General features: G+C 71.9%; 22 protein-coding genes and 1 pseudogene. 10 read left to right on the top strand and 13 right to left on the bottom strand.

Annotated features, from left to right (window positions below):
* The first annotated feature begins 167 nt into the window (after positions 1-167).
* The 8 genes from gcvT to AB0G74_RS09235 all read left to right on the top strand — a co-directional run bounded on the left by gcvT (position 168) and on the right by AB0G74_RS09235 (position 8,797).
* Positions 168-1,283: a glycine cleavage system aminomethyltransferase GcvT gene (gcvT, locus tag AB0G74_RS09270; RefSeq protein ID WP_361142387.1), complete on the top strand. Its 1,116-nt coding sequence runs from the start codon at positions 168-170 to the stop codon at positions 1,281-1,283.
* A 133-nt stretch (positions 1,284-1,416) separates the two neighbouring features.
* Positions 1,417-1,794: a glycine cleavage system protein GcvH gene (gcvH, locus tag AB0G74_RS09265; protein WP_358826251.1), complete on the top strand. Its 378-nt coding sequence runs from the start codon at positions 1,417-1,419 to the stop codon at positions 1,792-1,794.
* A gap of 20 nt (positions 1,795-1,814) precedes the next feature.
* Complete coding sequence (gene glyA, locus AB0G74_RS09260; RefSeq protein ID WP_361142384.1) at positions 1,815-3,089, top strand: serine hydroxymethyltransferase; 1,275 nt, start codon at positions 1,815-1,817, stop codon at positions 3,087-3,089.
* A 224-nt stretch (positions 3,090-3,313) separates the two neighbouring features.
* The gene (locus AB0G74_RS09255) at positions 3,314-4,681 is read left to right on the top strand and encodes an L-serine ammonia-lyase (RefSeq protein ID WP_361142382.1); all 1,368 of its coding nucleotides are present in this window, start codon (positions 3,314-3,316) and stop codon (positions 4,679-4,681) included.
* Positions 4,682-4,965: 284 nt separating this feature from the next.
* Entirely contained in the window at positions 4,966-5,238 is a 273-nt protein-coding gene (locus tag AB0G74_RS09250) for a hypothetical protein (protein WP_361142379.1), read from the top strand.
* The gene (locus AB0G74_RS09245; RefSeq protein WP_361142376.1) at positions 5,235-5,627 is read left to right on the top strand and encodes a PIN domain-containing protein; all 393 of its coding nucleotides are present in this window, start codon (positions 5,235-5,237) and stop codon (positions 5,625-5,627) included. Before AB0G74_RS09250 ends, AB0G74_RS09245 begins: the two co-directional genes overlap by 4 nt.
* A 523-nt stretch (positions 5,628-6,150) precedes the next feature.
* Positions 6,151-7,356 carry a cytochrome P450 gene (locus AB0G74_RS09240; protein WP_361142374.1) on the top strand — a complete coding sequence of 402 codons (1,206 nt, stop codon included), beginning with the start codon at positions 6,151-6,153 and terminating at the stop codon, positions 7,354-7,356.
* A 49-nt stretch (positions 7,357-7,405) separates the two neighbouring features.
* The gene (locus tag AB0G74_RS09235; RefSeq protein ID WP_361142371.1) at positions 7,406-8,797 is read left to right on the top strand and encodes a glutamine synthetase; all 1,392 of its coding nucleotides are present in this window, start codon (positions 7,406-7,408) and stop codon (positions 8,795-8,797) included.
* Positions 8,798-8,833: 36 nt separating this feature from the next.
* Here AB0G74_RS09235 and AB0G74_RS09230 read toward each other — a convergent pair whose 3' ends face one another.
* A complete protein-coding gene (locus tag AB0G74_RS09230) occupies positions 8,834-10,330 on the bottom strand; it encodes a cytochrome P450 (protein ID WP_361142368.1) in 1,497 nt (498 codons plus the stop codon).
* A 372-nt stretch (positions 10,331-10,702) separates the two neighbouring features.
* A complete protein-coding gene (locus AB0G74_RS09225; RefSeq protein ID WP_361142365.1) occupies positions 10,703-10,918 on the bottom strand; it encodes an EF-hand domain-containing protein in 216 nt (71 codons plus the stop codon).
* A 104-nt stretch (positions 10,919-11,022) separates the two neighbouring features.
* On the opposite strand from AB0G74_RS09225, the gene AB0G74_RS09220 reads away from it, so the two are divergent.
* Complete coding sequence (locus tag AB0G74_RS09220; protein WP_361142362.1) at positions 11,023-11,673, top strand: GNAT family N-acetyltransferase; 651 nt, start codon at positions 11,023-11,025, stop codon at positions 11,671-11,673.
* A gap of 145 nt (positions 11,674-11,818) precedes the next feature.
* Here AB0G74_RS09220 and AB0G74_RS09215 read toward each other — a convergent pair.
* The 3 genes and pseudogenes from AB0G74_RS09215 to AB0G74_RS09205 all read right to left on the bottom strand — a co-directional run.
* Positions 11,819-12,475: pseudogene (locus AB0G74_RS09215) on the bottom strand (ADP-ribosyltransferase); the annotation flags it as partial.
* Positions 12,476-12,628: 153 nt separating this feature from the next.
* Positions 12,629-13,819, bottom strand: coding sequence for a M20/M25/M40 family metallo-hydrolase (locus tag AB0G74_RS09210; RefSeq protein ID WP_361142359.1), 1,191 nt, complete (start codon positions 13,817-13,819; stop codon positions 12,629-12,631).
* Between the two features lie 165 nt (positions 13,820-13,984).
* Positions 13,985-15,538 carry an AbgT family transporter gene (locus tag AB0G74_RS09205; protein WP_361142356.1) on the bottom strand — a complete coding sequence of 518 codons (1,554 nt, stop codon included), beginning with the start codon at positions 15,536-15,538 and terminating at the stop codon, positions 13,985-13,987.
* A gap of 115 nt (positions 15,539-15,653) precedes the next feature.
* On the opposite strand from AB0G74_RS09205, the gene AB0G74_RS09200 reads away from it, so the two are divergent.
* Positions 15,654-16,685: an Lrp/AsnC family transcriptional regulator gene (locus AB0G74_RS09200; protein ID WP_361142353.1), complete on the top strand. Its 1,032-nt coding sequence runs from the start codon at positions 15,654-15,656 to the stop codon at positions 16,683-16,685.
* Positions 16,686-16,781: 96 nt separating this feature from the next.
* Here the strand turns inward: AB0G74_RS09200 and AB0G74_RS09195 are convergent, their stop codons facing one another.
* The 8 genes from AB0G74_RS09195 to AB0G74_RS09160 all read right to left on the bottom strand — a co-directional run bounded on the left by AB0G74_RS09195 (position 16,782) and on the right by AB0G74_RS09160 (position 25,656).
* On the bottom strand, positions 16,782-18,020 hold the full coding sequence (locus AB0G74_RS09195; RefSeq protein WP_361142350.1) for a YncE family protein: 1,239 nt from the start codon (positions 18,018-18,020) through the stop codon (positions 16,782-16,784).
* On the bottom strand, positions 18,020-18,862 hold the full coding sequence (locus tag AB0G74_RS09190; protein ID WP_361142347.1) for a polysaccharide deacetylase family protein: 843 nt from the start codon (positions 18,860-18,862) through the stop codon (positions 18,020-18,022). The genes AB0G74_RS09195 and AB0G74_RS09190 overlap by 1 nt, the downstream gene beginning before the upstream one ends.
* Before the next feature lie 442 nt (positions 18,863-19,304).
* Entirely contained in the window at positions 19,305-19,823 is a 519-nt protein-coding gene (locus AB0G74_RS09185; protein WP_361142344.1) for an ATP-binding protein, read from the bottom strand.
* Between the two features lie 218 nt (positions 19,824-20,041).
* Positions 20,042-20,866, bottom strand: a complete 825-nt coding sequence (locus AB0G74_RS09180) for an enoyl-CoA hydratase/isomerase family protein (protein WP_361142341.1) — start codon at positions 20,864-20,866, stop codon at positions 20,042-20,044.
* A 76-nt stretch (positions 20,867-20,942) separates the two neighbouring features.
* A complete protein-coding gene (locus AB0G74_RS09175; protein WP_361142339.1) occupies positions 20,943-22,178 on the bottom strand; it encodes an Ig-like domain-containing protein in 1,236 nt (411 codons plus the stop codon).
* A gap of 133 nt (positions 22,179-22,311) precedes the next feature.
* Positions 22,312-23,019 (bottom strand): response regulator transcription factor, encoded by a 708-nt coding sequence (locus AB0G74_RS09170; RefSeq protein WP_361142336.1) that lies wholly within the window; start codon positions 23,017-23,019, stop codon positions 22,312-22,314.
* Complete coding sequence (locus AB0G74_RS09165) at positions 23,012-24,391, bottom strand: sensor histidine kinase (RefSeq protein ID WP_361142333.1); 1,380 nt, start codon at positions 24,389-24,391, stop codon at positions 23,012-23,014. Before AB0G74_RS09165 ends, AB0G74_RS09170 begins: the two co-directional genes overlap by 8 nt.
* Positions 24,392-24,645: 254 nt before the next feature.
* The gene (locus tag AB0G74_RS09160; protein WP_361142330.1) at positions 24,646-25,656 is read right to left on the bottom strand and encodes an ATP-binding cassette domain-containing protein; all 1,011 of its coding nucleotides are present in this window, start codon (positions 25,654-25,656) and stop codon (positions 24,646-24,648) included.
* Between the last annotated feature and the right edge of the window lie 56 nt (positions 25,657-25,712).

Raw genomic sequence — 25,712 nt, 5'->3', positions numbered from 1 at the left:
ATCTGAAAAGCGGGCCGGTTTCCACCGGCTCCACCCAAGGTGCAAGTCACGACCGTCCGTACGGCCATCCGTGCGACGCTCGCGACGAACCTCTCAGGTTCCGATGACAGATGGGGAGGAACGTCCTCGTCGTCATGTCTTCCGCCATGCCCTGGGAGTAACCGTCCATGAGCACCGTCCCCCGCCGTACCGCCCTCGACGCCCTGCACCGCTCCCTGGGTGCGACGATGACCGATTTCGCGGGCTGGGACATGCCGCTGCGGTACGCCAGCGAGCGGGAGGAGCACCAGGCCGTCCGGACCCGGGCGGGCCTCTTCGACCTCTCCCACATGGGTGAGATCACCGTCTCCGGCCCCGGGGCCGCGGCCCTGCTGGACCACGCCCTGGTCGGCAATATCTCCACCATCGGCCCCGGCCGGGCCCGCTACACCATGATCTGCCGTGAGGACGGCGGAATCCTGGACGACCTGATCGTCTACCGCACCGGCGGCAACGAGTACCTGGTGGTCGCCAACGCGGGCAACGCGCAGATCGTGCTGGACGCGCTGATCGAGCAGGCCGCGGGCTTCGAGGCCGAGGTCCGCGATGACCGGGACGCCTACGCCCTGCTGGCGATCCAGGGCCCCGAGTCGCCCGGGATCCTGGCCTCGGTCACGGATGCCGACCTCGAAGGACTGAAGTACTACGCGGGCCTGCCGGGCACGGTCGCGGGGGTCCCGGCGCTGATCGCCAGGACCGGCTACACCGGCGAGGACGGCTTCGAACTCTTCGTCGCCCCGGAGCACGCCGAAGGGCTGTGGCGGGCGCTGACCGAGGCGGGCGCGTCCGCCGGTCTGGTGCCGTGCGGCCTGTCCTGCCGCGACACGCTCCGGCTCGAAGCGGGCATGCCGCTCTACGGGAACGAGCTGACCACGGCGCTCACCCCGTTCGACGCCGGTCTCGGCCGGGTGGTGAAGTTCGAGAAGGAGGGCGACTTCGTCGGCCGCAAGGCGCTGGAGGCCGCCGCCGAGCGGGCCGCGGACAGCCCGCCGCGGGTTCTGGTGGGCCTGGTCGCCGCGGGCCGCCGGGTGCCGCGGGCCGGGTATCCGGTGCTCGCGGACGGCGCGGTGATCGGCGAGGTCACCTCCGGCGCCCCCTCTCCCACCCTCGGCAAGCCGATCGCCATGGCGTACGTCGACGCGGCCCACGCCGGGCCCGGCACGCCGGGGGTCGCGGTCGACATCCGGGGCGCCCAGGAGTCGTACGAGGTCGTGGCGCTGCCGTTCTACCGGCGGCGGAAGTAGCCCGGCGGCTGCCCACCGGCCCGCCGCTCCCTTCCTCTCCCCAACCCGTTTCCCCGCCTGACGTGACCAGACGCACGTCCCGGCGTACCCCGTCCGTTCATCCGCACCGTCCGCGTACAGGAGAATTCATCCCATGAGCAACCCCCAGCAGCTGCGCTACAGCAAGGAGCACGAGTGGCTGACGGCCGCCGAGAACGGCGTGTCGACGGTCGGGATCACCGAGTTCGCCGCCAACGCGCTCGGTGACGTCGTCTTCGCCCAGCTCCCCGAGGTGGGTGCGACGGTCACCGCCGGTGAGTCCTGCGGCGAGCTGGAGTCCACCAAGTCGGTGAGCGATCTGTACTCCCCGGTGACGGGTGAGGTCACCGAGACCAACCAGGGCGTCGTGGACGACCCCTCCCTGGTGAACAGCGCACCCTTCGAGGGCGGCTGGCTGTTCAAGGTGCGGGTGGCGGAGGAGCCGGACGATCTGCTCTCCGCCGACGAGTACGCCGAGTTCACCAAGAGCTGACGACAGGAATATCTGCCGATATGTCGCTTCTCAATTCCTCTCTCCACGAGCTGGACCCCGATGTCGCCGCCGCCGTCGACGCCGAGCTCCACCGCCAGCAGTCCACCCTCGAAATGATCGCCTCCGAGAACTTCGCCCCGGTGGCGGTCATGGAGGCCCAGGGGTCGGTCCTCACCAACAAGTACGCCGAGGGCTACCCCGGCCGCCGTTACTACGGCGGCTGTGAGCACGTCGACGTGGTCGAGCAGATCGCCATCGACCGGGTCAAGGACCTCTTCGGCGCCGAGCACGCCAATGTCCAGCCGCACTCGGGCGCCCAGGCCAACGCGGCGGCGATGTTCGCCCTGCTGAAGCCGGGCGACACGATCATGGGTCTGAACCTCGCCCACGGCGGGCACCTGACCCACGGCATGAAGATCAACTTCTCCGGCAAGCTCTACAACGTGGTCGCCTACCACGTGGACGACGCCACCGGCCAGGTCGACATGGCCGAGGTCGAGAAGCTGGCCAAGGAGTCCCGGCCGAAGCTGATCGTCGCGGGCTGGTCCGCCTACCCGCGTCAGCTCGACTTCGCCGCCTTCCGCCGGATCGCGGACGAGGTCGGCGCGTACCTCATGGTCGATATGGCCCACTTCGCGGGCCTGGTCGCGGCCGGGCTGCACCCCAACCCGGTGCCGCACGCCCATGTCGTCACCACCACCACGCACAAGACCCTGGGCGGTCCGCGCGGCGGCGTGATCCTCTCCACCGCCGAACTGGCGAAGAAGATCAACTCCGCGGTCTTCCCCGGCCAGCAGGGCGGCCCGCTGGAGCATGTGGTCGCGGCCAAGGCGGTCTCCTTCAAGGTCGCCGCGTCCGAGGAGTTCAAGGAGCGCCAGCGGCGCACCCTGGAGGGCGCGAAGATCCTGGCCGAGCGCCTGGTCAAGGACGATGTCACCGAGCACGGCGTCTCGGTGCTCTCCGGCGGTACCGATGTCCATCTGGTGCTGGTCGACCTCCGCCACTCGGAGCTGGACGGCCAGCAGGCCGAGGACCGGCTGCACGAGGTCGGGATCACGGTCAACCGGAACGCGATCCCGAACGACCCCCGGCCGCCGATGGTCACCTCGGGTCTGCGGATCGGTACGCCGGCCCTGGCCACCCGCGGCTTCGGCGCCGATGACTTCCGCGAGGTCGCGGATGTGATCGCGGAGGCGCTCAAGCCGTCGTACGACGCGGCGGCGCTGCGGGCCCGGGTCACGGCCCTGGCCGATAAGCACCCGCTGTACCCGGGCCTCACGCCCACCCAGCCGTAACCGTACATTCGTACGATTAACACGCTGGTGTCCTGGTACGGACCCCGGGGGCATCGCGCACACTGAGAAGTGAGCCGGTGCCCCCGCCGTACGCCCGGGATCCACCGGATCCCGCCCTCCGCCCCCGTTCGCCCTTCGTCGTCACCATCGGTCCACAACACCGGTCCCACCCGCACCACCCCACGCGGCAGACAACGGCGTCTCCCCACCCTCAGGAGTTTCTCGTGGCCATCTCGGTCTTCGACCTGTTCTCGGTCGGCATCGGCCCGTCCAGCTCGCATACGGTCGGCCCCATGCGGGCGGCGCGGATGTTCGCCCGGCGGCTGAAGAACGAGGGACTGCTGGCCCCCACCGCCGCGATACGGGCCGAGCTGTACGGCTCCCTCGGCGCCACCGGCCACGGCCACGGCACGCCCAAGGCGGTCCTGCTCGGCCTGGAGGGCGACTCGCCCCGTACCGTCGACGTGGAGTCCGCCGACGAGCGGGTCGAGCGGATCAAGGAGTCCGGCCGGATCTCCCTGCTGGGCGCCCACGAGATCGCCTTCGACTTCGACGAGGACCTGGTCCTGCACCGCCGGGAGACCCTGCCGTACCACGCCAACGGAATGACGATCCGGGCGTACGACGCCGACGGCGGCACGGTCCTGGAGAAGACGTACTACTCCGTCGGCGGCGGCTTCGTGGTCGACGAGGACGCGATCGGCGAGGACCGGATCAAACTAGACGACACCGTACTGAAGTACCCCTTCCGCACCGGCGACGAACTGCTCCGGCTCACCTCCGAGACCGGCCTCTCCATCTCGTCCCTGATGCTGGAGAACGAGAAGGCATGGCGGACCGAGGACGAGATCCGGACCGGGCTGCTGGAGATCTGGCGGGTGATGCAGGCATGCGTGGCCCGCGGACTCTCCCGCGAGGGCATCCTCCCCGGCGGGCTGAAGGTACGCCGCCGGGCCGCGAAGACCGCCCGCCAGCTCCGCGCCGAGGGCGACCCTGCGGCCCGCGCCATGGAGTGGATCACCCTCTACGCGATGGCCGTCAACGAGGAGAACGCGGCGGGCGGCCGGGTCGTCACCGCCCCCACCAACGGCGCAGCGGGCATCATCCCGGCCGTACTCCACCACTACATGAACTTCGTCCCCGGCGCCGACGAGGACGGCATCGTCCGCTTCCTGCTGGCGGCGGGCGCGATCGGCATGCTCTTCAAGGAGAACGCCTCCATCTCCGGCGCCGAGGTCGGCTGCCAGGGCGAGGTGGGCTCCGCCTGCTCGATGGCCGCCGGAGCGCTGGCCGAGGTACTCGGCGGCACACCGGCACAGGTGGAGAACGCGGCCGAGATCGGCATGGAGCACAACCTCGGCCTGACCTGCGACCCGGTCGGCGGCCTGGTGCAGATCCCGTGCATCGAACGGAACGGCATGGCGGCGGTCAAGGCCGTCACGGCGGCGAAGATGGCGATGCGCGGCGACGGCAGCCATCTGGTCTCCCTCGACAAGGTCATCAAGACCATGAAGGAGACCGGCGCGGACATGTCGGTGAAGTACAAGGAGACGGCCCGGGGCGGGCTCGCGGTGAACATCATCGAGTGCTGAGGCTCTCGTGATGAGCAGGCCCTGAACAGCGCTGTTGTTTCTTTCGGCGCTGTCAGGGCCTGCCCTCCTCGCACGGCGGAAAGTCCCTGGATCGGCCCTGGGACGGACGTGAAAGTCCCTGGGAAATCCTTCATGGATCGGCGTCTGACCTGGGGTTCCTCGCATCTGCTCGACGTCGACCCCTCCCCTTGACACCGTTCGAGCAGTTCGGCAGGCGATACCTGCACTGGGGGCCGGGCCCGGACGGCGCCTCTGAATAACAAGAGTTTTGTTAAAGTGGCCGCATGGTTACCCCCGCCGCCCCCGGCGAAGGCCCCGTCCGTCCGGTCTCCGTCTCCCTCCACGAAGGCACGATCGCCGCCCTGAAGGCACGTACCGGCAGGCGAGGCATGTCCGCCTACGTCGAAGCGCTCATCCAGCGCCAGCTTGAGCGGGACCTGCTGCGCGAACTCATCGAGGACGCGGAAGCCGAACACGGCCCGGTGGACCGGGCAGCGGTCGAGTCCAAGCGAGCAATCCTCCGCGGTGACACGGCCGAATCGGCGGACGCGGCGTGAGCGGGACGCTCGTCCTGGACTGTGAGGGATTGTCCAAACTCGTACGACGCTCCCCTGAAGTCACCGAGTGGCTGGCCGCAGCCGAGGACGAGGACATCCGCGTGGTCACCAGCTCCGTCACGCTGGTCGAAGCACGCGACCCCAAGATCAACCAGGCCCGCTTCGACTACGCCGTCTCCCGCGTGAACATCGTCCCGCCCACCGAAACCATCGCCCGCCAGGCGAGCAAGCTCCTCGCCGCTGCCGGTCTGCACGGCCACAAGTACGCCCTCGACGCCATCGTGGCCGCCACCGCACTCGCCTCGCCCTCCCCCGTGACCGTACTGACGTCGGACCCCGAGGATCTCCTCGCACTGTGCCGCCCCGGCATCCGGATCGTCAAGGTCTGACCTGCGAGGCCGCGCCTCGGCTCGCCCACTACCGCCGGGCAACCCGCCATCCCGGCCAGCACGACGCAGGGCCGTGCGGATTGGGAACGTCTTCTTCTGTCCGGGGTGACAGCTGCGGCAGGAGCGATGGACCAGTGTCCGCTCCTTGCCCTGACCACTGGACACGAGGAACCGCAGGGGGAGACGTCAGGCCCTGAACAGCGCTGTTGTTTCTTTCGGCGCTGTCAGGGCCTTCCCTGCTCGCACGCGGCGAAAAGTTCCCGGATCGACCACCGCCCCGGCGGGGACGTACCGGCCGAGGCGGTACGTCCCCGTACGTCCCCGTGGCGCGGCCCGTATGTCCCCGGCGCGCCCGGCCCGGTCGGGGACACGACCCGGCGCGGCACGGCCGGGGCCGCCGTGCCGGGCGTACGGCGGGATATCACTCCTTCCGGCGGGATCAGGCCGCCGGTACTTGACGTGCCGTCGCCCGGCTCCGGAGTCTGTGGCTTCCACCACCCGCTCCCCCGAGCCGGAGGTTCCCATGACGGTCACCGAACCCGCCGACGGCGTCCCGTGGTTCGACACCACCCGCCCGGATTTCTCCCTCACCTCCGCCGAGGTACGCGCGGCCCGGGAACGGTCCTGGTACGCCCGGACCCCGTACGGATTGGCCGTACTGCGCTACGCGGAGACCGCTGAGCTGCTGGCGCACCCGATGCTCCGCCAGGGGAGTGTGTCCTGGCTCGCCCGTAACGGGGTGACCGAGGGGCCGCTGGCCGACTGGTGGCGGAGCTGGATCCTGCACCAGGAGGGGGAGGCTCATCTGCGGCTGCGGCGGCTGATGAATCCGGCCTTCTCGGCCCGGCTCACCTCGACGCTGCGGGCCCGGTTCCGGGCGGTGGCGGTCGAGTTGGCGGACGCGTTCAAGGACCGGGGCCGGTGCGAGTTCGTCGGCGAGTTCGCGGAGCCGTACGCGGCCCGGGTGATCGCGCTGCTGCTCGGCCTGCCGCAGTCCGACTGGCCGTTCATCGCCCGGCACTCCGCCGACCTGGGGCTCGCTCTCGGGGTGACCGTCCGGCGGGACCTGCCCCGGATCGAGGCGGCGCTCGCCGCGCTCCACGGCTATGCCGACGAGCTGATCGCCGTCCGGCGCGGCCGGGAGCACGGCGACTTCGTCTCCCGGCTGGTCCGGGCCAACCGGGACACCGACGCGCTGAGCGACGACGAACTCCGCGACGGTCTGGTGCTGCTGATCTTCGGCGGCTTCGACACCACCCGCAACCAGCTCGGGCTCGCCATCCGGACCTTCGTCCGGCATCCCGGCCAGTGGCGGCTGCTGGCGGAGCGGCCCGGACTGGGCGCCAAGGCGGTCGAGGAGGTGATGCGGGTCGATCCGACGGTCCGCTGGATCACCCGGCAGGCGGTGGCGGACTTCTCCTTCCGGGGGCTGGACATCCCGGCCGGGTCCACGATCCAGCTGTGGAGCCAGTCCGCCGGTACCGATCCGCTGGTGTACGGACCGTACTCCTTCGACATCACCGCCGAACGGGAACCGCACTTCGGTTTCGGCGGCGGCGTCCATCACTGTCTCGGCCATTTCGTGGCCCGCGGCGATATGACCGAGGCACTGCCGGTACTGGCCCGCAGGCTGCGGGACCCCTGGATCACCCGGGACGCGGTCTGGCTCCCCGACTCCGGCAACACCGGCCCCGTACGGCTCCCCCTGGTCTTCACACCCGGTCCCTGACCGGAGCAGTACACACCACCCGCCACTCCGATTCCGCTACGAGGTGTCCATGACCGACCGTTCCCCGGGTGCCACCGCACTCGACCGCCATCGCGAGCGGAACACCGACCGGGAGGCGGTGGACGCCGTCCGGAAGCGGATCGCCGAGGCGGGCGTGGAGTACGTGTACTACCAGTCGGTCACCCTCGGCGGCCGGGTGGTGGGGAAGGTGGTGCCCGCCGGTCATCTGCTCCGCAGCCTGGAGCACGGTGTCCGGCTGCACCGGAGCGTCGCCGCCGATATCCAGACCGACCGGCACGGCACCCTCCTGGGCGGCGGCGCCCGGGCGGCCGAGTTCGTCGCCCTGCCCGAAGTGGACACCTTCGCCGTACTGCCCTGGGACCGGAGCGTCGGACGGTTCTTCTGCCTCCTCTACGAGCCCGAGCACCGGCCGGACATCGGCGGCGCCCCGTTCGCCGCCGATGCCCGGGGCCATCTCGCCCGGCGGCACCGGGAGTTCACCGAACGGACCGGGCTCGTCCTGCGCTCCGGCTGCGAACCCGAGACGACCTGGACCGGGCCCGGTCTGGCGGCTCCCCAGCGGCCCGACTCGTGCCCGGCGTACCGGGTCGATCTGCTGGAACGCTGCCGCCCCGTCTATCAGAAGGTGATCGGCTACGGCCGGGCGCTGGGGCTCGACATGATCGAGGGCGACTACGAGGACCCCGGCCAGCTCGAACTGAACTGGATGTACGACCGGGCCGAACTCACCGCCGACCGGCTGATCGTCTTCCGCCAGATCTGCCGTCAGGTCGCCCGGGAGCTGGGTCTGTCGGCCAGTTTCATGCCGAAGCCCGCGACCGGGGTGATGGGCAACGGCTGCCATCACAACCTCAGCCTCTGGGACGGCGAGCGGAATGTGCTGGCCGACCCCGGCCGCCGGGAACTCCATCTCTCCGAGACCGGGCGGTACGCCCTCGGCGGCATCCTGACCCACGCCGCGGGCGCGATGGCCGTCATGGGGTCGACCGTCAACTCCTACAAGCGGTACTGGGACGCGGGCCTCTTCGCCCCCGAACGCATCGACTGGGGCATGGACGACAAGACCTGCACGGTACGGCTGCCCGCCAACGGCCGGCTCGAATGCAAGCTCCCCGACGCCATGGTCAATCCCTATCTCTCCCATGCCGTCCTGCTCGGCGCCATCGCGGACGGCCTGGCGCACCGGACCGATCCGGGTCCCCCGCAGGGCGCCCCGGACGGCCCCGCGCCCCGCTTCCCCGCCCTGCCCGCCACCCTGGGCGAGGCCCTGACCGCCTTCGCGGCGGACCCGGTGGTCAGGGACTCGCTCACACCGGAGATCGCCGACCTCTATCTCGCCGCCAAAAAGGACGAATGGGCCCGTTTCTGTGCGGTGGTCACCGACTGGGAGCACATGATGTACGGGGAGGCCACTCCCTGAACCAGGGGCGGCGGGGCGGGGAACGGGACCGGAGGGTCAGGAGGCGGCCGACGGGCGGGCTTCGGTACGCAGCCGGAGGCCGACCGGGCCGAGGATCGCGCCGTGGGCCGGGCGGACGGCGGCGGGATCGACGGGGCGCAGCCGCCAGCGGGCGGCGATATCGGCCAGTGCCAGGGTGATCTCGTTCATCGCGAAGACGTCGCCCATGCACTTCCGGGGGCCCGCGCCGAACGGGATGATCCCGTTCTCGACGTGGTCGCGGACGCGTCCCAGCGCCTTGCCCTCCCAGCGGGACGGATCGAAGCGTTCCGGGTCCGCGTAGGTCGCGGTCGAGTGGTGCAGCACATAGGGGCTGATCACCAGATTGGTTCCGGCCCGCAGGTGGTGTCCGGCCAGCGGGGTGTCGGTGGTGACCTCACGGGTGAAGATCCAGATCGGTGGATACATCCGCAGGGTCTCGGTGATGATCCGCTTGGTGAGGGTGAGGTGTTCGAGGTCGTCGTGGCCCGCGGCCCGGCCCGCGAGGACGGTGTCGACCTCGGTGTGCAGGGCCGATTCCAGCTCCGGGTCCGTGGAGAGCCGGTGCAGCGCCCAGGAGATGGTGATGGCGATGGTGTCGGTGGCGCCGAAGAAGAAGGTGATCGCGGCGTCGTTGAGTTCGGTGTCGGTGAGCTTGTCGCCGGTGGTGGCCAGCAGCATCGACAGCAGATCGCCGTGGTCCTCGCCGGTCCGCCGGTAGTCGGCGATCACGGCGTCGATGGTGCCGCGCAGCCGGGCCCGGCTGCGGTCGTAGCGCCGTTTGCCCGGGGTCGGTATCCGGTCGAGGGGTGCGGGGAGGGCCATTCGCCGGAAGACGCCGTCGCTGACGGTGGCGAGGTCCCCGGGTGTCTTCGACAGTTCGGGGGAGGCCAGATGCCCGGCGAAGAAGGCGGCCACCCCGGTCCGGGCGGCGACGGTGGTCATATCGGCCAGGATGTCGATCTCCCGGCCGTGGGACCAGGCCCCGGTCACCCGGGTGATCTGTTCGCTCATCAGCCTGGTGTACGCCTGCTGGCGTACGGTGCCGAAGGCGGGCTGGGCCACTCGCCGCAGTCGGCGGTGGTCCTTGTAGGGGCAGGTCACCACCCCGTCGCCGAGGACCTCGCGGGTCCGTTCGTAGATCAGGCCGCCCTTGTCGAAGGTGCGGTCGTCCTTCAGGACCTCGTAGGTCAGTTCGGCGGTGGTGACGACGGTCGCCTTGAACGGGCCGATGCCGATGTCGACGAGTTCGCCGTGGGCGGGCAGCGAGCCGAAGAAGCCGTACGGGTCCCTGAGCATGCTGACGGCGTGCCCGATGAGGGGCAGGGCACCGGGCGCGCGGACCCGGCCCGGGGTGCGGGGTCTTCCGGTCGGGGTCGGTATCCGGGGTCTTCCTGATAAGGACACGGTGTCTCCTGGTGGGTGATCGGCGATGCCGGGCCCCGGGAACCCGTCGGCCGTTCCTGCCGTTCCTGCCGTCCCTGTTGGCGCTGTTGGCGGCCTTGTCGCTGTCATCCCTTGCCCCGGGGACCGGCGGGGCGCCGGGGGTGTCGTGGCGGAACGGCACCGGGTACGCGCGGGCCGCGCCGGTACGACGGCCGGGAGTCGGGCGGCGGGACGGAGGGGCGGGCCGAAGGGGGGCCGGGCTGGTCACCGGGGACCTGTCGGAGCCGCGTGGGCGGCGGCGTACGGTCCTACCGGCTGGTACTCGGCACCACCATAGGGACATTCACCCCCGTGCGGAACGTGGTGAACCGTACATCCGTGGCGTATTCGAGAATTCATGCCCTTTCGGTCCGCCCCGGACGGGTGAACCGGTACGGAAACGGGCGGGGCCGGGGCCCGGGTCGCGTGGACCGGGCCCCGGCCCCCGGCCGGTGCGCCGCGTCAGCTCTTGGCGAAGGACGCCCAGAACTCCTCGAACGTCAGCATGCCGTCGCCGTTGGCGTCCTTCGACTTGATGACCGCCTGGGCGACCGTCTCGGTGACGTTGAAGTCCCCCAGCTGCGCCATGACGCTCTTGTACTCCGCCGCCGTGATGAGTCCGTCGCCGTCGACGTCGTACCGGTCGAACGCCTTGCGGGCCTCTTCGATGTCCGCCACTGCTTCCGCCCCTCCTGGGTGCTCTGTTGACGGGATCAGATTATCGGTGCGGGGCTGTGGACGACGCGAAGGGCCTGTCGGGGGGTCTCGTGGATCATGGCGGGATGAGCGATGAACTGAGCCGGATCCTCGACGACGCGTCACGCGGACGGTTTCCCGCGCCCGACGGGCGGATCACGGTGGTCGGGCAGCCCTCGGCCCGGGACGCGGGGGTGGTGGCCTTCACGGCCCATGCCGTCGTCTTCACGGACGAGGACCCGGGGTGGGTACGCGAGCAGGTGGCGTCGGCGCCCTCGGATCCGCTGTCCGCGCCGATGAACCCGGTGTTCCTGGCGGCGCTGCTGGCGCGGACGGGCCGCTGGATGAGCACGATCGACCAACTGGCCGTCGCCGGGGCGCTGCCGGGCGCGCCGGAGATACCGCTGCGGGAGATCGACGATCCGGCGCATCCCCGGGTGGCGTGGGCGCTGGCGCACCGGGACGAGGTGCGGGTCTGGGCCGCCGACGGCGGGGTGGTGATGCTGGGGCGCGGGGTGGCGGGGCGCTGGGAGTGCGCGATCGAGCTGGACGAGCGGGCGCGGGGCCGGGGGCTGGGGGCGGTCCTGGCCCGGGCGGCCCGGCAGTTGGTGCCGGGGGACGCGGTGTGGGCGCAGATAGCGCCGGGGAACGCCCGCAGTGTGCGGGCGTTCCGGTCGGCGGGGTTCGTCCCGGTGGGTTCGGAGGCGCTGTTCTCGGTCAGCCGACGGCCGGAATAGCGGGGCCGCCGGTCGCTCCGGCCGGGGTGGTGGCGGGGCGCCGGCCGGGGACGGCCGGGGAGGTCGCGCCGGGCGCCGGGGCGGGTGCTCCGGCCGTGGTGGCGGCCGGGGTCTGCTGGACGGACGCGGCGGGGTATCCGGCGCGCCACGGGACGTAGTACGGGTTGTCCCGGCAGCCGTCCATGATCTCGGTCTTCTTCTCCTTGTCGACGGGGCAGACGCCGACGATGAACTCCCGGGCCACACCGCCGGGGAAGGCCACCTCGACCTGGTCGGCGTACTTGTGGGTGTCGCCGATGGTCTTGTTCACATCGACTCCGCCAGGGGCGTCGATGTAGTAGTTCCAGCCGTTTTTCCACGACTTGTACAGATCGTGGTTGTAGGTGGTGGAGACATACGGGGAGGGCTGGTTGACCAGGACGTACTGCTCGATGTCGTACTGGCCGTCGAGCGGGGCCTTGGGGTGGAAGCCCTGTTCGAAGACGATTTCGGGGCCGCGCCCGTCGGTCCGGTAGAGCTGGAGGCAGTTGGCGCGCCAGGCGGGGGTGGGGGTGATGCGGTTGATGTCGACCCGGCGGTCGGCGGCGGCGTAGAGCCGGTCCTCGACGGCGGGACAGGAGTTGGCGGGCGCGGCGGCCCGAACCGCGGCGGCGGGGACGGTCGCGGGTGCCGTGCCGGTGGGCGCGGCGGAGGCGGGGGCGACGGTGGTCGCGGCGGCCGGGAGGAGCGCGGCGGAGAGGGCGAGGACGAAGAGGGCGGCCCGGCGGCGCGGGCGGTTGCTGATGACCATGATGATCACCATCCCGGTCCGGCGGCACCGCCCCGGGCAACGTCACCCCCGGGTGGGCGGGTCGGCGCCGGGAGTTGACCGGCAGGGGCGTCGGGGCGGCGAGGTGTGGTGTCCGCCCGGACGGCGGGGTGGTCCGGCGCCGTCCGGGCGGGGTGGTGGGGCCGGTCAGGCCGGGGTGCCGGGCAGCGGGTCGGCCAGGCGGCGCAGCATGCCCGCGACGAGGGCGGTCTGGGCGGGCACGGTGTCGGGGTAGACGAACTCGGTCCTGGCGTGGGCTCCGTCGCCGACCGCGCCCATGCCGCAGAGGACGGGGCGGCCGAGGGCGGCGACGAAGTTGGCGTCGCTGGCGCCGCCGACGGCGGTGTCGGGGAGTTCGTCCCGGCCCTGTTCGCGGGCGACCTCGCGGGCGAGGGCGAGCAGGGGCGCGGAGGCGGCGTCGAGGGTCATGGGGGGCCGGTTCCAGGCGTGGTCGATCTCCACCCGGACCCGGGGGTCGCTGACCCGGACGGCGTCCAGTTCCCGGTCGACGCGGTCCTGTTCGGCCCGGCTGGTGACCCGGATGTCGACACTGGCGGTGGCCCGTCCGGCGACGACGTTGGTGGCGGAGCCGCCCTGGACGAGGCCGGTGTTGATGGTGGTGCCCCGTTCGGGGGCGGCGACCTTCGCCGCGGCGACCACGAACTCGGAGAGCGCGGTGATGGCGCTCGCCCCGTCCTGGGGGGCGAGTCCGGCGTGGGCCTCGACGCCGGTGACCGTGATCCGGAAGATGCCGGAGCCCTTGCGGGAGGTCTTGACGGCGCCGTGCGCGGAGGGCTCCAGGACCAGGGTGGCGTCCACCCGGCGGGCGAGTTCCTCGATCAGGGGCCGGGACGAGAGGGAGCCGATCTCCTCGTCGCCGTTGAAGAGGAAGGTGACGGTGGGGAGGGGCGCGCCGCTCTCCCGGGCGAGGGCGAGGGCCCAGACGCCCTGGATCAGTCCGGTCTTCATATCGAAGATGCCGGGGCCGCCGAGCTTCTCGCGGCCGTCGGCGTCGGGCGCCGGGGGTTCCCAGCCGGCCAGGGTGCCGGTCGGCCAGACGGTGTCGTAGTGGCCGATCAGTGCCACGTGTCCGGGGCCGGTTCCGGTGTAGGTGAGGGTGAGGGTGTCGCCGTACTCGCCGCCGGGGTGGCGCTCCTCGCGGTCGGGCGGGCCGAGCCGGCTGACGGTGAGTTCGCGCAGATGGTCCAGGCCGGCCGCGAGGCCGGGCAGATCGTCGCTGCCGGTCTCGTGGTGGACGAGGGAGAGGATGTCGGCGACGATCCGGGCCGATGCCTCGTGGGCTCGGGCGGTGAGATCGTCGGCGGGCACTGCGGTCATGGTCTGCTTTCTCGTTCGAGGACGTCCCGTACGGGAGCCGGTGCGGTTCCGGTACGGAGGGACCCCTCGTACGGGTTCGCACGGGGGTGCGTACGAGGCGCGTACGGGGTGCGTAGGGAAGGGGTACGGGGCGGGTGACGGGCCGCCCGGGCGGGCCGCCGGGGCTCAGCTGATGCCGAAGGGGATGCCGAGCAGGTACCAGGCGACGAAGAACGCCATCCAGGCGACCCAGACGACGGCGGCGATCGGGATGGTGAAGGAGGCGAGGGTGCCGATTCCGGCGGACTTGCGGTACTGCTGGATGAAGCCCAGGGCCATCACGAAGTACGGGCTCATCGGGGTGACGCAGTTGGTGACGGAGTCGGCGACCCGGTAGACGGCCTGGGTGGTCTCGGGCTCGATGCCGATGAGCATCAGCATGGGGACGAGTACCGGCGCGGCCAGGGCCCAAAGGGCGGAGCCGCTGGTGATGACCAGGTTCATGATGGTGATCAGTACGGCGATGCCGACCAGCACGGTCCATCCCGACAGATCGAGGTCGCGCAGGGTCTCGGCGCCCTTGACGGCGAGGATGTCGCCGATGTTCGTCCACTTGAAGTAGGCGAGGAACTGGGAGATCGCGAAGAAGAGGACGAGGATCGGCGCCATCGACTTCGTACCGGCGACCATCGCGTCGATGATGTCGCGGGCGGCGGTGAAGGTGCCGGTCATCCGGCCGTAGACGGTTCCGACGACGGCGAAGAAGAGGCCGAGGACGAGCGCCATCCCGCCGATCACCGGGGAGTTGACGATGCCGCCGCCCTCGCCGCGGAGCGGGGAGGAGACCGGGGTCATGGCCGCGATCAGCAGGACGACGAAGCCGAGGGCGACCAGACCGGTGGCGCGCAGGGCGCGCCGCTGGATCCCGGTGACCTCGATGGTCTCGCGCTCCTCGGCGCTGGGGGCGGCGACCGGCTCGTCGGGTTCGAGGTCGGTCCGGCGGGCGATGACCTTGTCGACGACGAGGGTGATGGCGAGGGCGACCAGGATCGAGGAGCCGACGCCGAAGAAGTAGTTGCCGACGGGGGTGACGACGTAGTCGGCGTCGATGGTCTGGGCGGCGGCGGTGGAGATACCGGAGAGCAGGACGTCGGTGGTGGTGAGCGACGGCGAGGCGTTGTATCCGGCGGAGATCGAGACATAGGCGACGATGCAGCCGAGTACGGGGCTGCGCCCGGCGGCGCGGAAGATCAGGGCGCCGATCGGGACGAGGGTGAAGTAGGCGGCGTCACCGGCGACATGACTGACCATCGCGGTCAGCGAGAGGGCGAAGGTGAGGTACTTGCCGGGGACCCGTTCGACCATCCGGCGGAGCAGGGCGGAGAAGAGTCCGCTCTTCTCGGCGACGACGATGCCGAACATCACGGTGAGGATCGTGGCCAGCGGCGGGAAGGCGGCGAAGTTGTCGACGGCGCCCTCGATGGCCATGGTGAGGCCCTCATGGCTGAGCAGGCTCTTGACCGTGATGGCCTCGCCCTTGGCGGGGTGGACGGCGGTGACGTCGACGGCGGCCAGTACGGCGCTGAGGACGGCGACGACTCCGGCGAGTATCCAGAACAGCCAGAACGGGTGGGGAAGTTTGTTGCCGACCTTCTCGATCGCGGCGAATCCCCGGAACGCGGTGCGCAGGGCTCTCGACTGCGGCTCGGACGGCCGAGGCTCGGCGGAGGTGGCGCTCATCGGTACCTCTTCGTACAAGTGAAGGATGTTCCTGCGAACAATGGCACCTGAGTGAGCGATTCTCTAGACCTCGAAGGTAACAGTGGGATTAACCGGCGGGCTAAGGTTGGGCGCCATGACCCGCCCTTTCCTTGACGAGCTGGACCGCCGACTGATCGGCGCGCTGCATCTGGCACCCCGGGCCACCTGGGACGATCTGGGCGGGATCCTGGCCGCCGACGCCAGTACGCTCAAACGCCGCTACGACCGGCTCCAGGAGGCCCGGATGGTCCGGGTGATCGGCCAGGCGGACTGGGGTGTGCACTCCGCGGCGATGCCGGTCCATGTCTTCCTCGACGTCACCGGCGACACCCCGCTGGCCGTACTGGACCGGCTGCGCGGACTGCCCCACCTGCCGGTACTGGCCCAGCTCTCCGGCGACTACCCCGTCTACGCGGTCGTCCACGCCCCCTCGGACGCGGAGACCAGCCGGGCCATCGACCGGATGTTCTCCGTGCCGGGGGTCCGCCGGGTGAAGGCCCTCCCGGCCCTGAGCACCCTGCGCCGGGGCATCACCTGGGATCCCCGGTTCCTCGGCGACGGCGAGCGGGCCGAACTGCTGGCGCTGATCGGGGTACGGCCGGGGGCCACCGCGACCGCGACCGTGACGCCCCCGGCCAAGCCGCTCAACGACGCCGAGCGGACCGTGGTCGCCCTGCTGATCCAGGACGGCCGGGCGTCGGCGGCGAGTATCGCCAGGTCGGCCGGGCTCGCCACGTCGACCGCGCACCGGGTGGTCCGCCGGGTGCTGGACGAGGGCTGGGTCAGGCCCCGGCTGGAGATCGTCTCGGAGTGGCTGGGCTTCGAGACGCCGTTCGTACTGCGGCTGCGGGTGGCCCCCGGGGACACGCCGGAGGTGATGCGGCGGATCGATCAGCTGCCGCAGACCCGGCTGGTGGCCCATGTGGCGAGTGATCTGTCGGTCCTCGCCGCGGGGCTGGTCACGGACCGGTCGGCGGTGGCGCGCTTCGTCGACGACGAGCTGGCGGCCATTCCGGGGATCCTCGGGGTGGGCGTCGACGTGATGCTGACCGAGCCGCGCCGCTACTGGCTGGACCGCGATATCGGCTCCGGTCTGGGGACGTTCCACGCGCCCGCCCTGCTGTGAACCGCGAGAGCCGCGCCGCGGGCCCGGGGGCTCACAGCGCGGCTCCTACGGCCGCCCGCCGGACGGGGGGGCGCCGTCGCCGGGTCAGTCGCCGGGTCAGCGGAAGACGCCGGTATGACCCAGGGAGTAGCGGCCCGGCTGGGGGTAGAAGGCCAGCCCGTGGGGGCCGTCGCCGACCGGGATCCGGGCCAGCTCCTTGCCGGTGGCGGTATCGATGGCGTAGACCTCGGAGTCGTACCGTCCGGAGAGCCAGAGGACCTTTCCGTCGGCGGAGACCCCGCCCATGTCGGGGCTGCCGCCGCCCGGGAGCCACCATTTCTTCGTCAGCTCGTTCCGGGCGAAGTCGAACACGGACACGGAGCCCTCACCCCGGTTGGGGATGTACATCTCCCTGGAGTCGCGGCTGATGTAGAGGCCGTGGGCGCCCTCGCCGGTGTGCAGCAGGGTGGGGGTGGTGAACTTCTCGCCGTCGAGTACCCAGACGCCGTGGGCCATCATGTCGGCGACGTAGAAGGTCTTGCCGTCCGGGGAGATCTTCACGTCCTGGGGCATCGCGCCCTTCAGGGGAAGCTTCTGCTGCCCGACGACCTCCATCTTCTCGGTGTCGACCTTGAGCAGTTCGCCGGAGAACTCGCAGGAGACGATGAAGTACCGGCCGTCGGCGGAGAAGTCGGCGTGATTGACCCCGTAGCAGGTCACCGGGGTGGTCTTCTTCCGTTCCATGGTGTGCGGGTCGCGGAAGACGAGTTCGCGGTCCATGGACGCCATCACGACGGCGTACTTGCCGTTCGGGGTGAAGTAGAGGTTGTACGGGTCGTGGACCTCGACCTCCTTGCCCGCCTTGCCGGTCGCGGGGTCGATGGGGGTGAGGGTGTGGCCCCGGTTGTTGTTCACCCAGAGGGTCTTGAGATCCCAGGACGGTACGACGTGCTGCGGCTGGACGCCGACCGGGATCGTCTCGACGACCTTGTAGGTGGCCGGGTCGATCACGGAGACCGTGTTGGAGTTGGTGTTGGGGACGTAGACCTTGGTGGGGAAGTCCTTCACGACGGGCGAGAGCCGGTTGGGGCGGTCGGCGGCGTAGAGGTCCTTCGGATCGAGCACGGGCGGCATTCCGGGCAGTCCGGGCGGGGCCGCGGGGGCGGCCGGTTTACGGGCCGCGGCGGCCTTGGTCCGCTCGGCGGATCCGGCCGGTCCGGACTCGGTGCCGCAGCCCGCGACCAGGGCGACCAGGGCCCCGGCGAGCAGCAGACGGCTCCGGCGGACGGGCCGCCGGGTCCCGGGGCGGGCCGGGGCGGGGATCGGGAGGAGGGCGGGGCGGGGGGCGGGACGCATCAGCTCAGCAGCTCCGTGGTGGTCACCGCGCGCAGTCCGCGCCGGTGGAGGTCGTCGAGGAGGACGGGCAGTGCGGCGACCGTGTCCGCATAGCCGAAGTGGAGACTGACCACCGATCCGGGGCGGATCCGCTCGGCGACCGCGCGGGTGACGGCCGGGGCGCCGGGCGAGGTGGAGTCGAGGGAGTCGAGGTCGTAGGAGAGGACGTGCGGATATCCGGCGCGGCGGGCGAGCCGGACGACGAGCGGGGTGGCGGTCTGCGTCCGGGAGGCCCTGAACCAGGTACCGATGGATCCGGTGAGCCGCCGCAGCCGGTCGGCGCAGGCGGTGATCTCGGTGTACGCCTCGGCCTCGGGCAGGCCGTTGACGGCGAGATGGCGCATGGTGTGGTTGCCCAGGTCGTGGCCGCCGTCGAGGATCCGGCGGGCCAGCCGGGGATGGGCGTCGAGCCATTCGCCGACGGCCAGGACGGTGATCCGGGCCCCGGCCCGCTCGGCTTCGGCGAGTACGGCGTCCGCGGTGGCGGGGTCGCCGCCGCCGTGGAAGGTGAGGGCGACCCGGTCGCGGTCCCCGGGGCCGTGGGTGATCTGGTCGGGCCGTCCCGGGTAGCGGCGGGGCGCGGGGGCGGCGGGCGGCCGTCCGGCGGGTCGGGCGACCGGGGTGCCCGGGCCCGTACCGGGGCCGGGGGACGCGGTACGGCCGGGGAGGGCGCGGTCCGGGGCGGCACGGTCGGCCGGGGGCCGCGCGGGGCCGCCGCCGTCGGCGCAGCTCGTGGCGAGAGCGCCGGCGACGGCGGCCCCCGCTGCGGTCCGCAGGGCGCGACGGCGGTCGATCGGGGTCACGGAAGAGGACGCTAGGCAAAAAATACGAAGAAAGTAATGATTGGTCCGATTCAGGTCGTTTCGCGAGTGACGGGCGATATCACTCCACCGTAAGAATCCAACCATCCGACCGGAATTCAGCAGGATTTATGAGGTGAGTGCGCCACCTCACCTGAGATTCTCACGCGAACTGACCGTTTTGATGCCTTATGGGTGATTCACGAGTTTGGGAGTTGATTCCCGATCTGCCATAGTCGGGGACACGACCTCCCCCCGACCCGGGCTCGGTCGTCCCGGCGGCCGTGGAAACACCCCCCTGTCCACGCCGCTCCCGAGAAGCCCCCGCCGCCGTACACCGGCGCCCTGGGGGCTTCCGGCTTTCCGCCGGCCCCTCCCCCGCCTCCCCGGCTCTCACTCTTCGGCCGCCTTCCACGCTTCCGCCGCCGCGGATCAGGGAGGGGGATCAGGAGGGGGTGCCGCTCCGCTGGGGCACCCGGGTCTCGAACCAGGTGGTCTTGCCGCGCGGCAGCAGATCCACGCCCCACCGGTCGGAGAGCCGGTCGACCAGGAAGAGCCCCCGCCCGCTGACGTCCAGCGGCTGGACCGGCAGCAGACAGGGCAGCCCCCGGGAGGGATCGCGGACCTCGATCCTGATCCAGCCGGGGCGGCGGGTCATCCGTAAGCCGAATTCCCGGGCGCCGGTGTGCCGGACGGCGTTCCCGACGAGTTCGGAGACGAGCAGTACGGCGGGCTCGGCGATCTGCCCGGAGAGACCCCACTGGCGGACGATCACGGAGTGGGTCAGCCGCCGGGCGGTGGCCGCGGATTCCGCGCGGGACGGCAACCTGACCTCGGCCCGCGCCGGATCGCCGAACTTCTCCAGAACCTTCAGGCCCCGCTCGTCCTCGATGGCGGTCGTCCACCGGGTCGCGGTCGCGCCTTCGCGCTGCCGCGGTTGTTCCACACCTTCGAGGCCCGCCATGCCCCCATCATGGCCGCTGGGGGCGGTTTCCGTGGCGGTTCCAGCGGAATAGGGCCCCCGGAACCCGTCGCTCCGGGAGCCCGCTTCGGCATATGTCACTGGCCTCACGGAACCAGATGTGCCCATCCCGAACCGCGTTGACACCCTGTCAACAGGGCGGTTCCCGCCGGGCGGCCAGGGAGCCCGGCGACCGTACGGAAGCCGGGCGCCGGGTCGGGTCAGGAACCGGAGCCGGAGCCGGGGGCGGTCTCCCCCGCCCTCAGCTCCTCCGTCCCGGTGAAGACGGCCTTGCCCGGCCCCTCGGTGACGAAGCCGCGCATCCCGCGTTCCTTGTCCTCCGTGGCGAACAGCCCGGCGAACCAGTTCCGTTCGATCGCGAGACCCGTCTCGATATCGGTCTCCAGACCGGCGTCCACGGACTCCTTCGCCGCCCGCAGCGCCAGCGCCGGGCCCCGGGCCAGCCGGGCGGCCCAGGCCAGCGCCGCCTCGTACACCTCACCCGCCGGTACGACCCGGTCCACCAGGCCGATCGCCAGCGCCTCGGGCGCCTTCACCTGACGCCCGGTGAAGATCAGGTCCTTGGCCCGGGACGGCCCCACCAGCCGGGCGAGCCGCTGGGTGCCGCCCGCGCCCGGGATCAGCCCGAGCAGGATCTCGGGCTGGCCGAGCCGGGCGTCGTCGGCGGCGATCCGGTAGTCGGCGCAGAGCGCGAGTTCGCAGCCGCCGCCGAGGGCGTAGCCGGTGATCGCGGCGACCACCGGCTTGGGGATCCTGGCGACGGCCGTGAACGCCTCCTGGAGCGCCCGGGAGCGGGCGACCATCGCGGGGTGGTCGATCGCCAGCATCTCCTTGATGTCGGCGCCCGCGGCGAAGACCTTCTCACCGCCGTAGAGGATCACGGCCCGGACGTCGTCGCGCCGCCCGGCCTCATCGGCCAGCTCCCGCAGCCGGTCCTGGAGGGCGATGTCCAGCGCGTTCATCGGAGGGCGGTCGAGCCGGATGGTGCCGACGCCGCCGGAGACTTCGAGGGAGACAGTGCTCATGGCGGCAGGTTAACCGGCGCTAACGGGGGCCCGCTCCCGTGCGTTCGGTCACACGGGCCACCGCTCGCCGTCCGGACTACCGCTTCCACTCCTCCCAGGACATGTTCCAGCCGCTGAGTCCGTTGTCGGGCGCGACCGTCTTGTCGTGCGAGTTGACCACCTCGACCACATCGCCGATCAGGGTCCGGTCGAAGAACCAGCCCGCGGGCGTCTCCCCGCTGCCGCCCTTCACATCGCGCAGCCCGATACAGCCGTGGCTGACGTTGGCCGAGCCGAAGGTGTCGGCCGACGCCCAGTAATTGCCGTGCAGGAAGGTGCCGGAGCGGGTGAGCCGCATGGCGTGCGGTACGTCCTCGATGTCGTACTCGCCCTTGCCGTCGGCGTCGGTGAAGCCGACCGTGGCGCCGTTCATCCGGGTCACGTCGTGCATCTCGCTCACGACCATCCTGCCGTTGTACGTCATCGCGTCGGGCGCCCCCGCGGTGATCGGCAGGGTGGCGACCAGCGCCCCGTCCTTCCGTACCTCCATCGTCTTGGCCTCGGCGTCGACCACGGACGTCTGGGAGCGGCCGATGGTGAAGGCGACGGTCTTGTCCTGGATGCCGTAGGCGCCGGGCGCGGCCTCCACGTCCCGGAGCCGGATCCGGACGGTGACCTTGGTACCGGGCGTCCAGTACCGCTCGGGCCGGAAGTCGAGCCGCTGGTCGCCGAACCAGTGCCCGACGACCTCGACCGGCGGGTCCGTGGTGATCCGGATCGCCTCCCGGACGGCCTTCCGGTCCTCGATCTTCCGGTTGAAGTCGAAGGAGACGATCATCCCGGTGCCGACGGTGGAGCGGTGTTCGGGCTTGAAGTAGCCGATGAACCGGCTCTCGGGGACCTTGGTGGTGAAGGTGGTGTGGCGGGCCGTGCGGCGGCCGTGGCCGTCGAGGGCGAGGACGTCGACGGAGTATTTGGCGGCGACTCCCAGCCGGGTGCCCTCGGCCGGCCGCCAGCGCAGTCCGTCCGCGGAGATCGCGCCGGGGACGACGGACGGCGCCTCGTTCTCGATCCGGTTGACCGTGACGCGTTCCAGCCGCCCGCTGGTGAGCCGTACTTCGAGCCTGCTCTTGGGGTCGACCCCCTCGGCGCCGTCCGCCGGGGTCACCCGGATCACCTCCTCCGACGCCTGCCGTACGGGGGCCCCGCCGGGGTCTCCGCCGCCGTCCCCGCCCGGGGTGCACCCGGAGAGCCCCGCCAACAGTGCGGCCAGTCCGGCCGAGGCCAGGGCGGTCAGCGCGCCCCGGCCGGTCCGCTTCAGTAGGTGTCTCACGTCCACCCAACGACCACGCCCCCATGGGGGAAACGTCGGCCGGTGGGCGGTGTGTCCCGGTACGGCGCGCGAGCGGGCCGTACCGGACTGTCGAGCGGGTCCGGGGGGCAAGGGGTCAGGCGGGCCGGGCCGGTCAGGCGTCGCCGAGGATGCCGTGGTCGTACGCCCGTGCCACCGCCGCCGCCCGGTCCTTGGCGCCGAGCTTGGCGAAGAGATGGGTGAGATGGGTCTTCACCGTGGCCTTGCTGATGAAGAGTTCGGCCGCGATCTCCTCGTTCGACATCCCCCGGGCGACCAGGGCCACCACCTCCCGCTCGCGCGCCGACAGCAGTTCGCCGCCGGTGGGGCGGGGCGCGCGGACGTGCGACACCAGCCGGGAGGCGATCGCCGGGGAGAGCACGGTCCGCCCGTCGGCGGCGGCCCGGACGGCGGCGAACAGCTCCTCGCGCGGGGCGTCCTTGAGGAGGTAGCCGGTCGCGCCCGCCTCGATCGCGGGCACGGTGTCGCTGTCGGTGTCGTACGTGGTGAGGACCAGCACTTCGGCCCTGGCCCCGATCCTGGTCAGCTCGGCGATGGCCGCGACGCCGCCCTGGCCGGGCATCCGGAGGTCCATCAGGACGATGTCCGGATCGAGCCGGAGGACGGCGGCGACGGCGTCCTCGCCGTTGTCGGCCTCGCCGACGACGGCGAAGCCGGGGGACGAGTCGAACATGCCGCGCAGTCCGTCCCGGACGACGGGGTGGTCGTCGGCCACGAGCAGGGTGATCGTCCGGCCGGCGGGCGTGCCGTCGCCCGCCGGTACGGCCGAAGGGACGGGCGCGGTCCGGGAGATGTCAGCCATGGGGTACCAACGGTACGCGAGCGGAGACCGCGGTACCCCGGCCGGGCTCCGACTCCACCTCCACCCGGCCCGCGACGCGTTCGGCCCTGGCCCGCATGGCCCGCAGCCCGAAGCCACCGCCCCCGCGCGGGGCGGGGACGGCGAGCGGGTCGAAGCCCGTACCGTCGTCGCGGACGTCGGCGACGACCTCGCCGCCGAGGAAGGTGAGGGTGACCCCGGCCCGGCCGGCCCCGGCGTGCCGGGCGGTGTTGGCGAGGGCTTCCTGCACGATGCGCAGCAGGGCCGCGGCGACCTCGCCGTGCAGCGGCTCCTCGGTCCCGGTGACGGTGAACCCGGCGGGTATCCCGGTCCGTTCCGACCAGTCGGCGACGGTCTTCTCCAGCGCCAGGCTCAGACAGTCGTGTTCGAGGGCGGGGGGCGCCAGGTCGTGGACGGAGCGCCGGGCCTCCCCGAGACCGGCCCTGGCGAGTTCGGCGGCCCGGGACATATGGGTCCGGGCGGTCTCCGGTTCGGCGGCCCCGGCGGCGGCCTGGAGCTGGGTGACGACCCCGGCCAGGGCCTGGGCGATGGTGTCGTGGATCTCGGCGGCGAGCCGCTGCCGTTCACCCGCGACGCCCGCCTCCCGGGCCTGGACCAGCAACTGGGCCTGGAGGTGGGCGTTCTCCGCCAGGGCGCGGGTGAGCCGGGCGTTGGTGCGCTCCAGTTCGGCGATGGTGGCGATCTTCTCCCGGGCCGCCTTCTGTTCGTGTTCGGTGATCCGGGCGAAGACGAAGCAGAGGGCGGAGTTGAGCAGGAACAGCGCCCCGAACGCGGTCCAGTTCGACGCCGTGGCCGGTGGCAGCCCGCCGGACTGGGCACCGGCTCCGGCGATCGCGTTGAGCACCAGCCCGGCCCGCAGCCGCCGGGCGCCGGGCAGCAGATGGGGGGCGGCGAAGAAGCCGACGACGGAGTAGAGGGCGAAGGACGGATTGGTGACGGTCAGTCCGATGGTGAGCAGGGCGCGCAGCACGAAGTGGAGCTGTCCGGCGGGGTCGTGGCCGTGCAGCAGGGGGAGTACGGGGGCGCCCGCGCGCAGGGTCAGCGGGGCGACGAGACCGGATCCGGCAGCGGCCCGCCGGGCGCGGCTGTGCCGGATCTCCAGCCCGAGGACCAGCGGGACCATGACCGCGGCGGCGTACACGTCGGCACGGCTCATCAGGGAGCGGCCCGACAGGACGGCGACGAAGGTGGCCAGGGCGAGGACGGCGTACGGGCCGCAGCGGTGAAATCGGTCCCAGAGGACGTCGGCGAGCGCCGGGAGCGGGGCGGTCGCGGACGGCGGGGCGGTGTCCGGGGAGTCGCCGTCGGGGGCGGGTCGGGTCGCGGCGGTCATGGCGGCAGTGTTCCGTACCGCGTTCGGATTCGGGCCGTTCAGGGGGCTCGGGGGCGGGGTCGGGGGCGTACGGGACGACGGCCCCGCCGATCCCGTACCCGCCCGGCGGAACACCGGGTGGTGTGCCGCCGGTACGGGTCGTACGGGATCGGCGGGGCGACGTGGAACACGGCCGGAGCGGTCGGTCGCGTCCCTGGGTGCCGACCGGATACGCGGTCCCCCCTCCGGTCGGTCCCCTGCCGGGCGGCGCTCCGTCAAGCGCCGTCCGGACGTCGGTGTGCGGGCGGGGTGTGCGGGCCGGGTGCTCCGGACGGTTCGTCGTCGGCCGCCGCCGGGTGCGTCGCGGTGAGTCCCCCGGGCGTACGGGACGCTTCGGCGGAGCACGGGGCGGCTCCCCGTAACGCCCGGACCGCGGTACGGGACGTCCGGCCGGTCCGGGGCGCGAGGGCGCACCGGCCCCGGTACGCCGGGCCGTCGCGGCCGTCGCGTGGACCGGTTCGGGCGTCCGTGACCCGCAGCCCGTGGGCGATGATCCGCCGCCGGACCAGCAGGGCGATCAGCGCGTCGACGGTCTCGTCGGTACCCCGGACGGTGATCCGGCCGCCACCCGCGCCGCGCACCGGGCCGCGCGCCGTGTCGACAGTGACGGACCGGGCCCCCGGCAGAGCCGTCAGTTCGCGTCCGTCCAGCGGTGCCGACGGCCGGAAGGAGACGGCCGTCGCGGGGCGGCCGACGGCGGACGCCGGTACGGCGGGAACCCCGACGGCCGTGATCCGCCCCCGGTCCACGACGGCGATCCGGTCGCAGAGCCCCTGAACGGCCTCCGGGTGGGGGCCGGTCAGCAGCACACAGCCGCCGCCGGAGACGAAGTCCGCCACCAGCCGCCCCACGAGCCGCCGGGCGCGGGCGTCGAGTCCGGTGACGGGTTCGTCCAGGACCACCGCGCGCTCCCCGCCGAGCAGGGCGAGCATCACGAGGAGGAGCCGCCGGTCGGTGCCGGAGGAGACGCCGGGCGGCTCGGCACGTCCGACCCGTCCGCCCCGTCCGGCCTGGTCGGCGGCCGGGTCGAGCCCGTCGACGAGGACCCGGCCGGAGTCGGGGGTCCGCAGTCCGCCGACGCACTCGGCGACGGTGGTCTTTCCCGCACCCGGGGGCCCGACGAGACCGAGGACCTCACCCGCGCCGACGGTGAAGCTCACCCCGTCGACGACGGTCCGGCCGTCGTACGCCTTGTGGAGGTCCGTGACCTCGATGATCGCCGCCATGGCTCTAGGTTGGCGGTGGTACGGCGCGGGCGGCATCGGCCGTCGCGCTCGACCGG

The sequence above is a fragment of the Streptomyces sp. NPDC020875 genome (assembly GCF_040641415.1).
In the GTDB taxonomy this organism is placed as follows: domain Bacteria; phylum Actinomycetota; class Actinomycetes; order Streptomycetales; family Streptomycetaceae; genus Streptomyces.
This window is presented reverse-complemented; position numbering and strand designations above follow the sequence as displayed.

Bases quoted from the DNA above. Each gene is read 5' to 3' on its own strand.
- gcvT (WP_361142387.1), top strand. From the start codon at position 168: ATGAGCACCGTCCCCCGCCGTACCGCCCTCGACGCCCTGCACCGCTCC.
- gcvH (WP_358826251.1), top strand. From the start codon at position 1,417: ATGAGCAACCCCCAGCAGCTGCGCTACAGCAAGGAGCACGAGTGGCTG.
- glyA (WP_361142384.1), top strand. From the start codon at position 1,815: ATGTCGCTTCTCAATTCCTCTCTCCACGAGCTGGACCCCGATGTCGCC.
- AB0G74_RS09250 (WP_361142379.1), top strand. From the start codon at position 4,966: ATGGTTACCCCCGCCGCCCCCGGCGAAGGCCCCGTCCGTCCGGTCTCC.
- AB0G74_RS09240 (WP_361142374.1), top strand. From the start codon at position 6,151: ATGACGGTCACCGAACCCGCCGACGGCGTCCCGTGGTTCGACACCACC.
- AB0G74_RS09235 (WP_361142371.1), top strand. From the start codon at position 7,406: ATGACCGACCGTTCCCCGGGTGCCACCGCACTCGACCGCCATCGCGAG.
- AB0G74_RS09230 (WP_361142368.1), bottom strand. From the start codon at position 10,330: ATGACAGCGACAAGGCCGCCAACAGCGCCAACAGGGACGGCAGGAACG.
- AB0G74_RS09220 (WP_361142362.1), top strand. From the start codon at position 11,023: ATGAGCGATGAACTGAGCCGGATCCTCGACGACGCGTCACGCGGACGG.
- AB0G74_RS09210 (WP_361142359.1), bottom strand. From the start codon at position 13,819: ATGACCGCAGTGCCCGCCGACGATCTCACCGCCCGAGCCCACGAGGCA.
- AB0G74_RS09205 (WP_361142356.1), bottom strand. From the start codon at position 15,538: ATGAGCGCCACCTCCGCCGAGCCTCGGCCGTCCGAGCCGCAGTCGAGA.
- AB0G74_RS09200 (WP_361142353.1), top strand. From the start codon at position 15,654: ATGACCCGCCCTTTCCTTGACGAGCTGGACCGCCGACTGATCGGCGCG.
- AB0G74_RS09195 (WP_361142350.1), bottom strand. From the start codon at position 18,020: ATGCGTCCCGCCCCCCGCCCCGCCCTCCTCCCGATCCCCGCCCCGGCC.
- AB0G74_RS09185 (WP_361142344.1), bottom strand. From the start codon at position 19,823: ATGGCGGGCCTCGAAGGTGTGGAACAACCGCGGCAGCGCGAAGGCGCG.
- AB0G74_RS09180 (WP_361142341.1), bottom strand. From the start codon at position 20,866: ATGAGCACTGTCTCCCTCGAAGTCTCCGGCGGCGTCGGCACCATCCGG.
- AB0G74_RS09170 (WP_361142336.1), bottom strand. From the start codon at position 23,019: ATGGCTGACATCTCCCGGACCGCGCCCGTCCCTTCGGCCGTACCGGCG.
- AB0G74_RS09165 (WP_361142333.1), bottom strand. From the start codon at position 24,391: ATGACCGCCGCGACCCGACCCGCCCCCGACGGCGACTCCCCGGACACC.
- AB0G74_RS09160 (WP_361142330.1), bottom strand. From the start codon at position 25,656: ATGGCGGCGATCATCGAGGTCACGGACCTCCACAAGGCGTACGACGGC.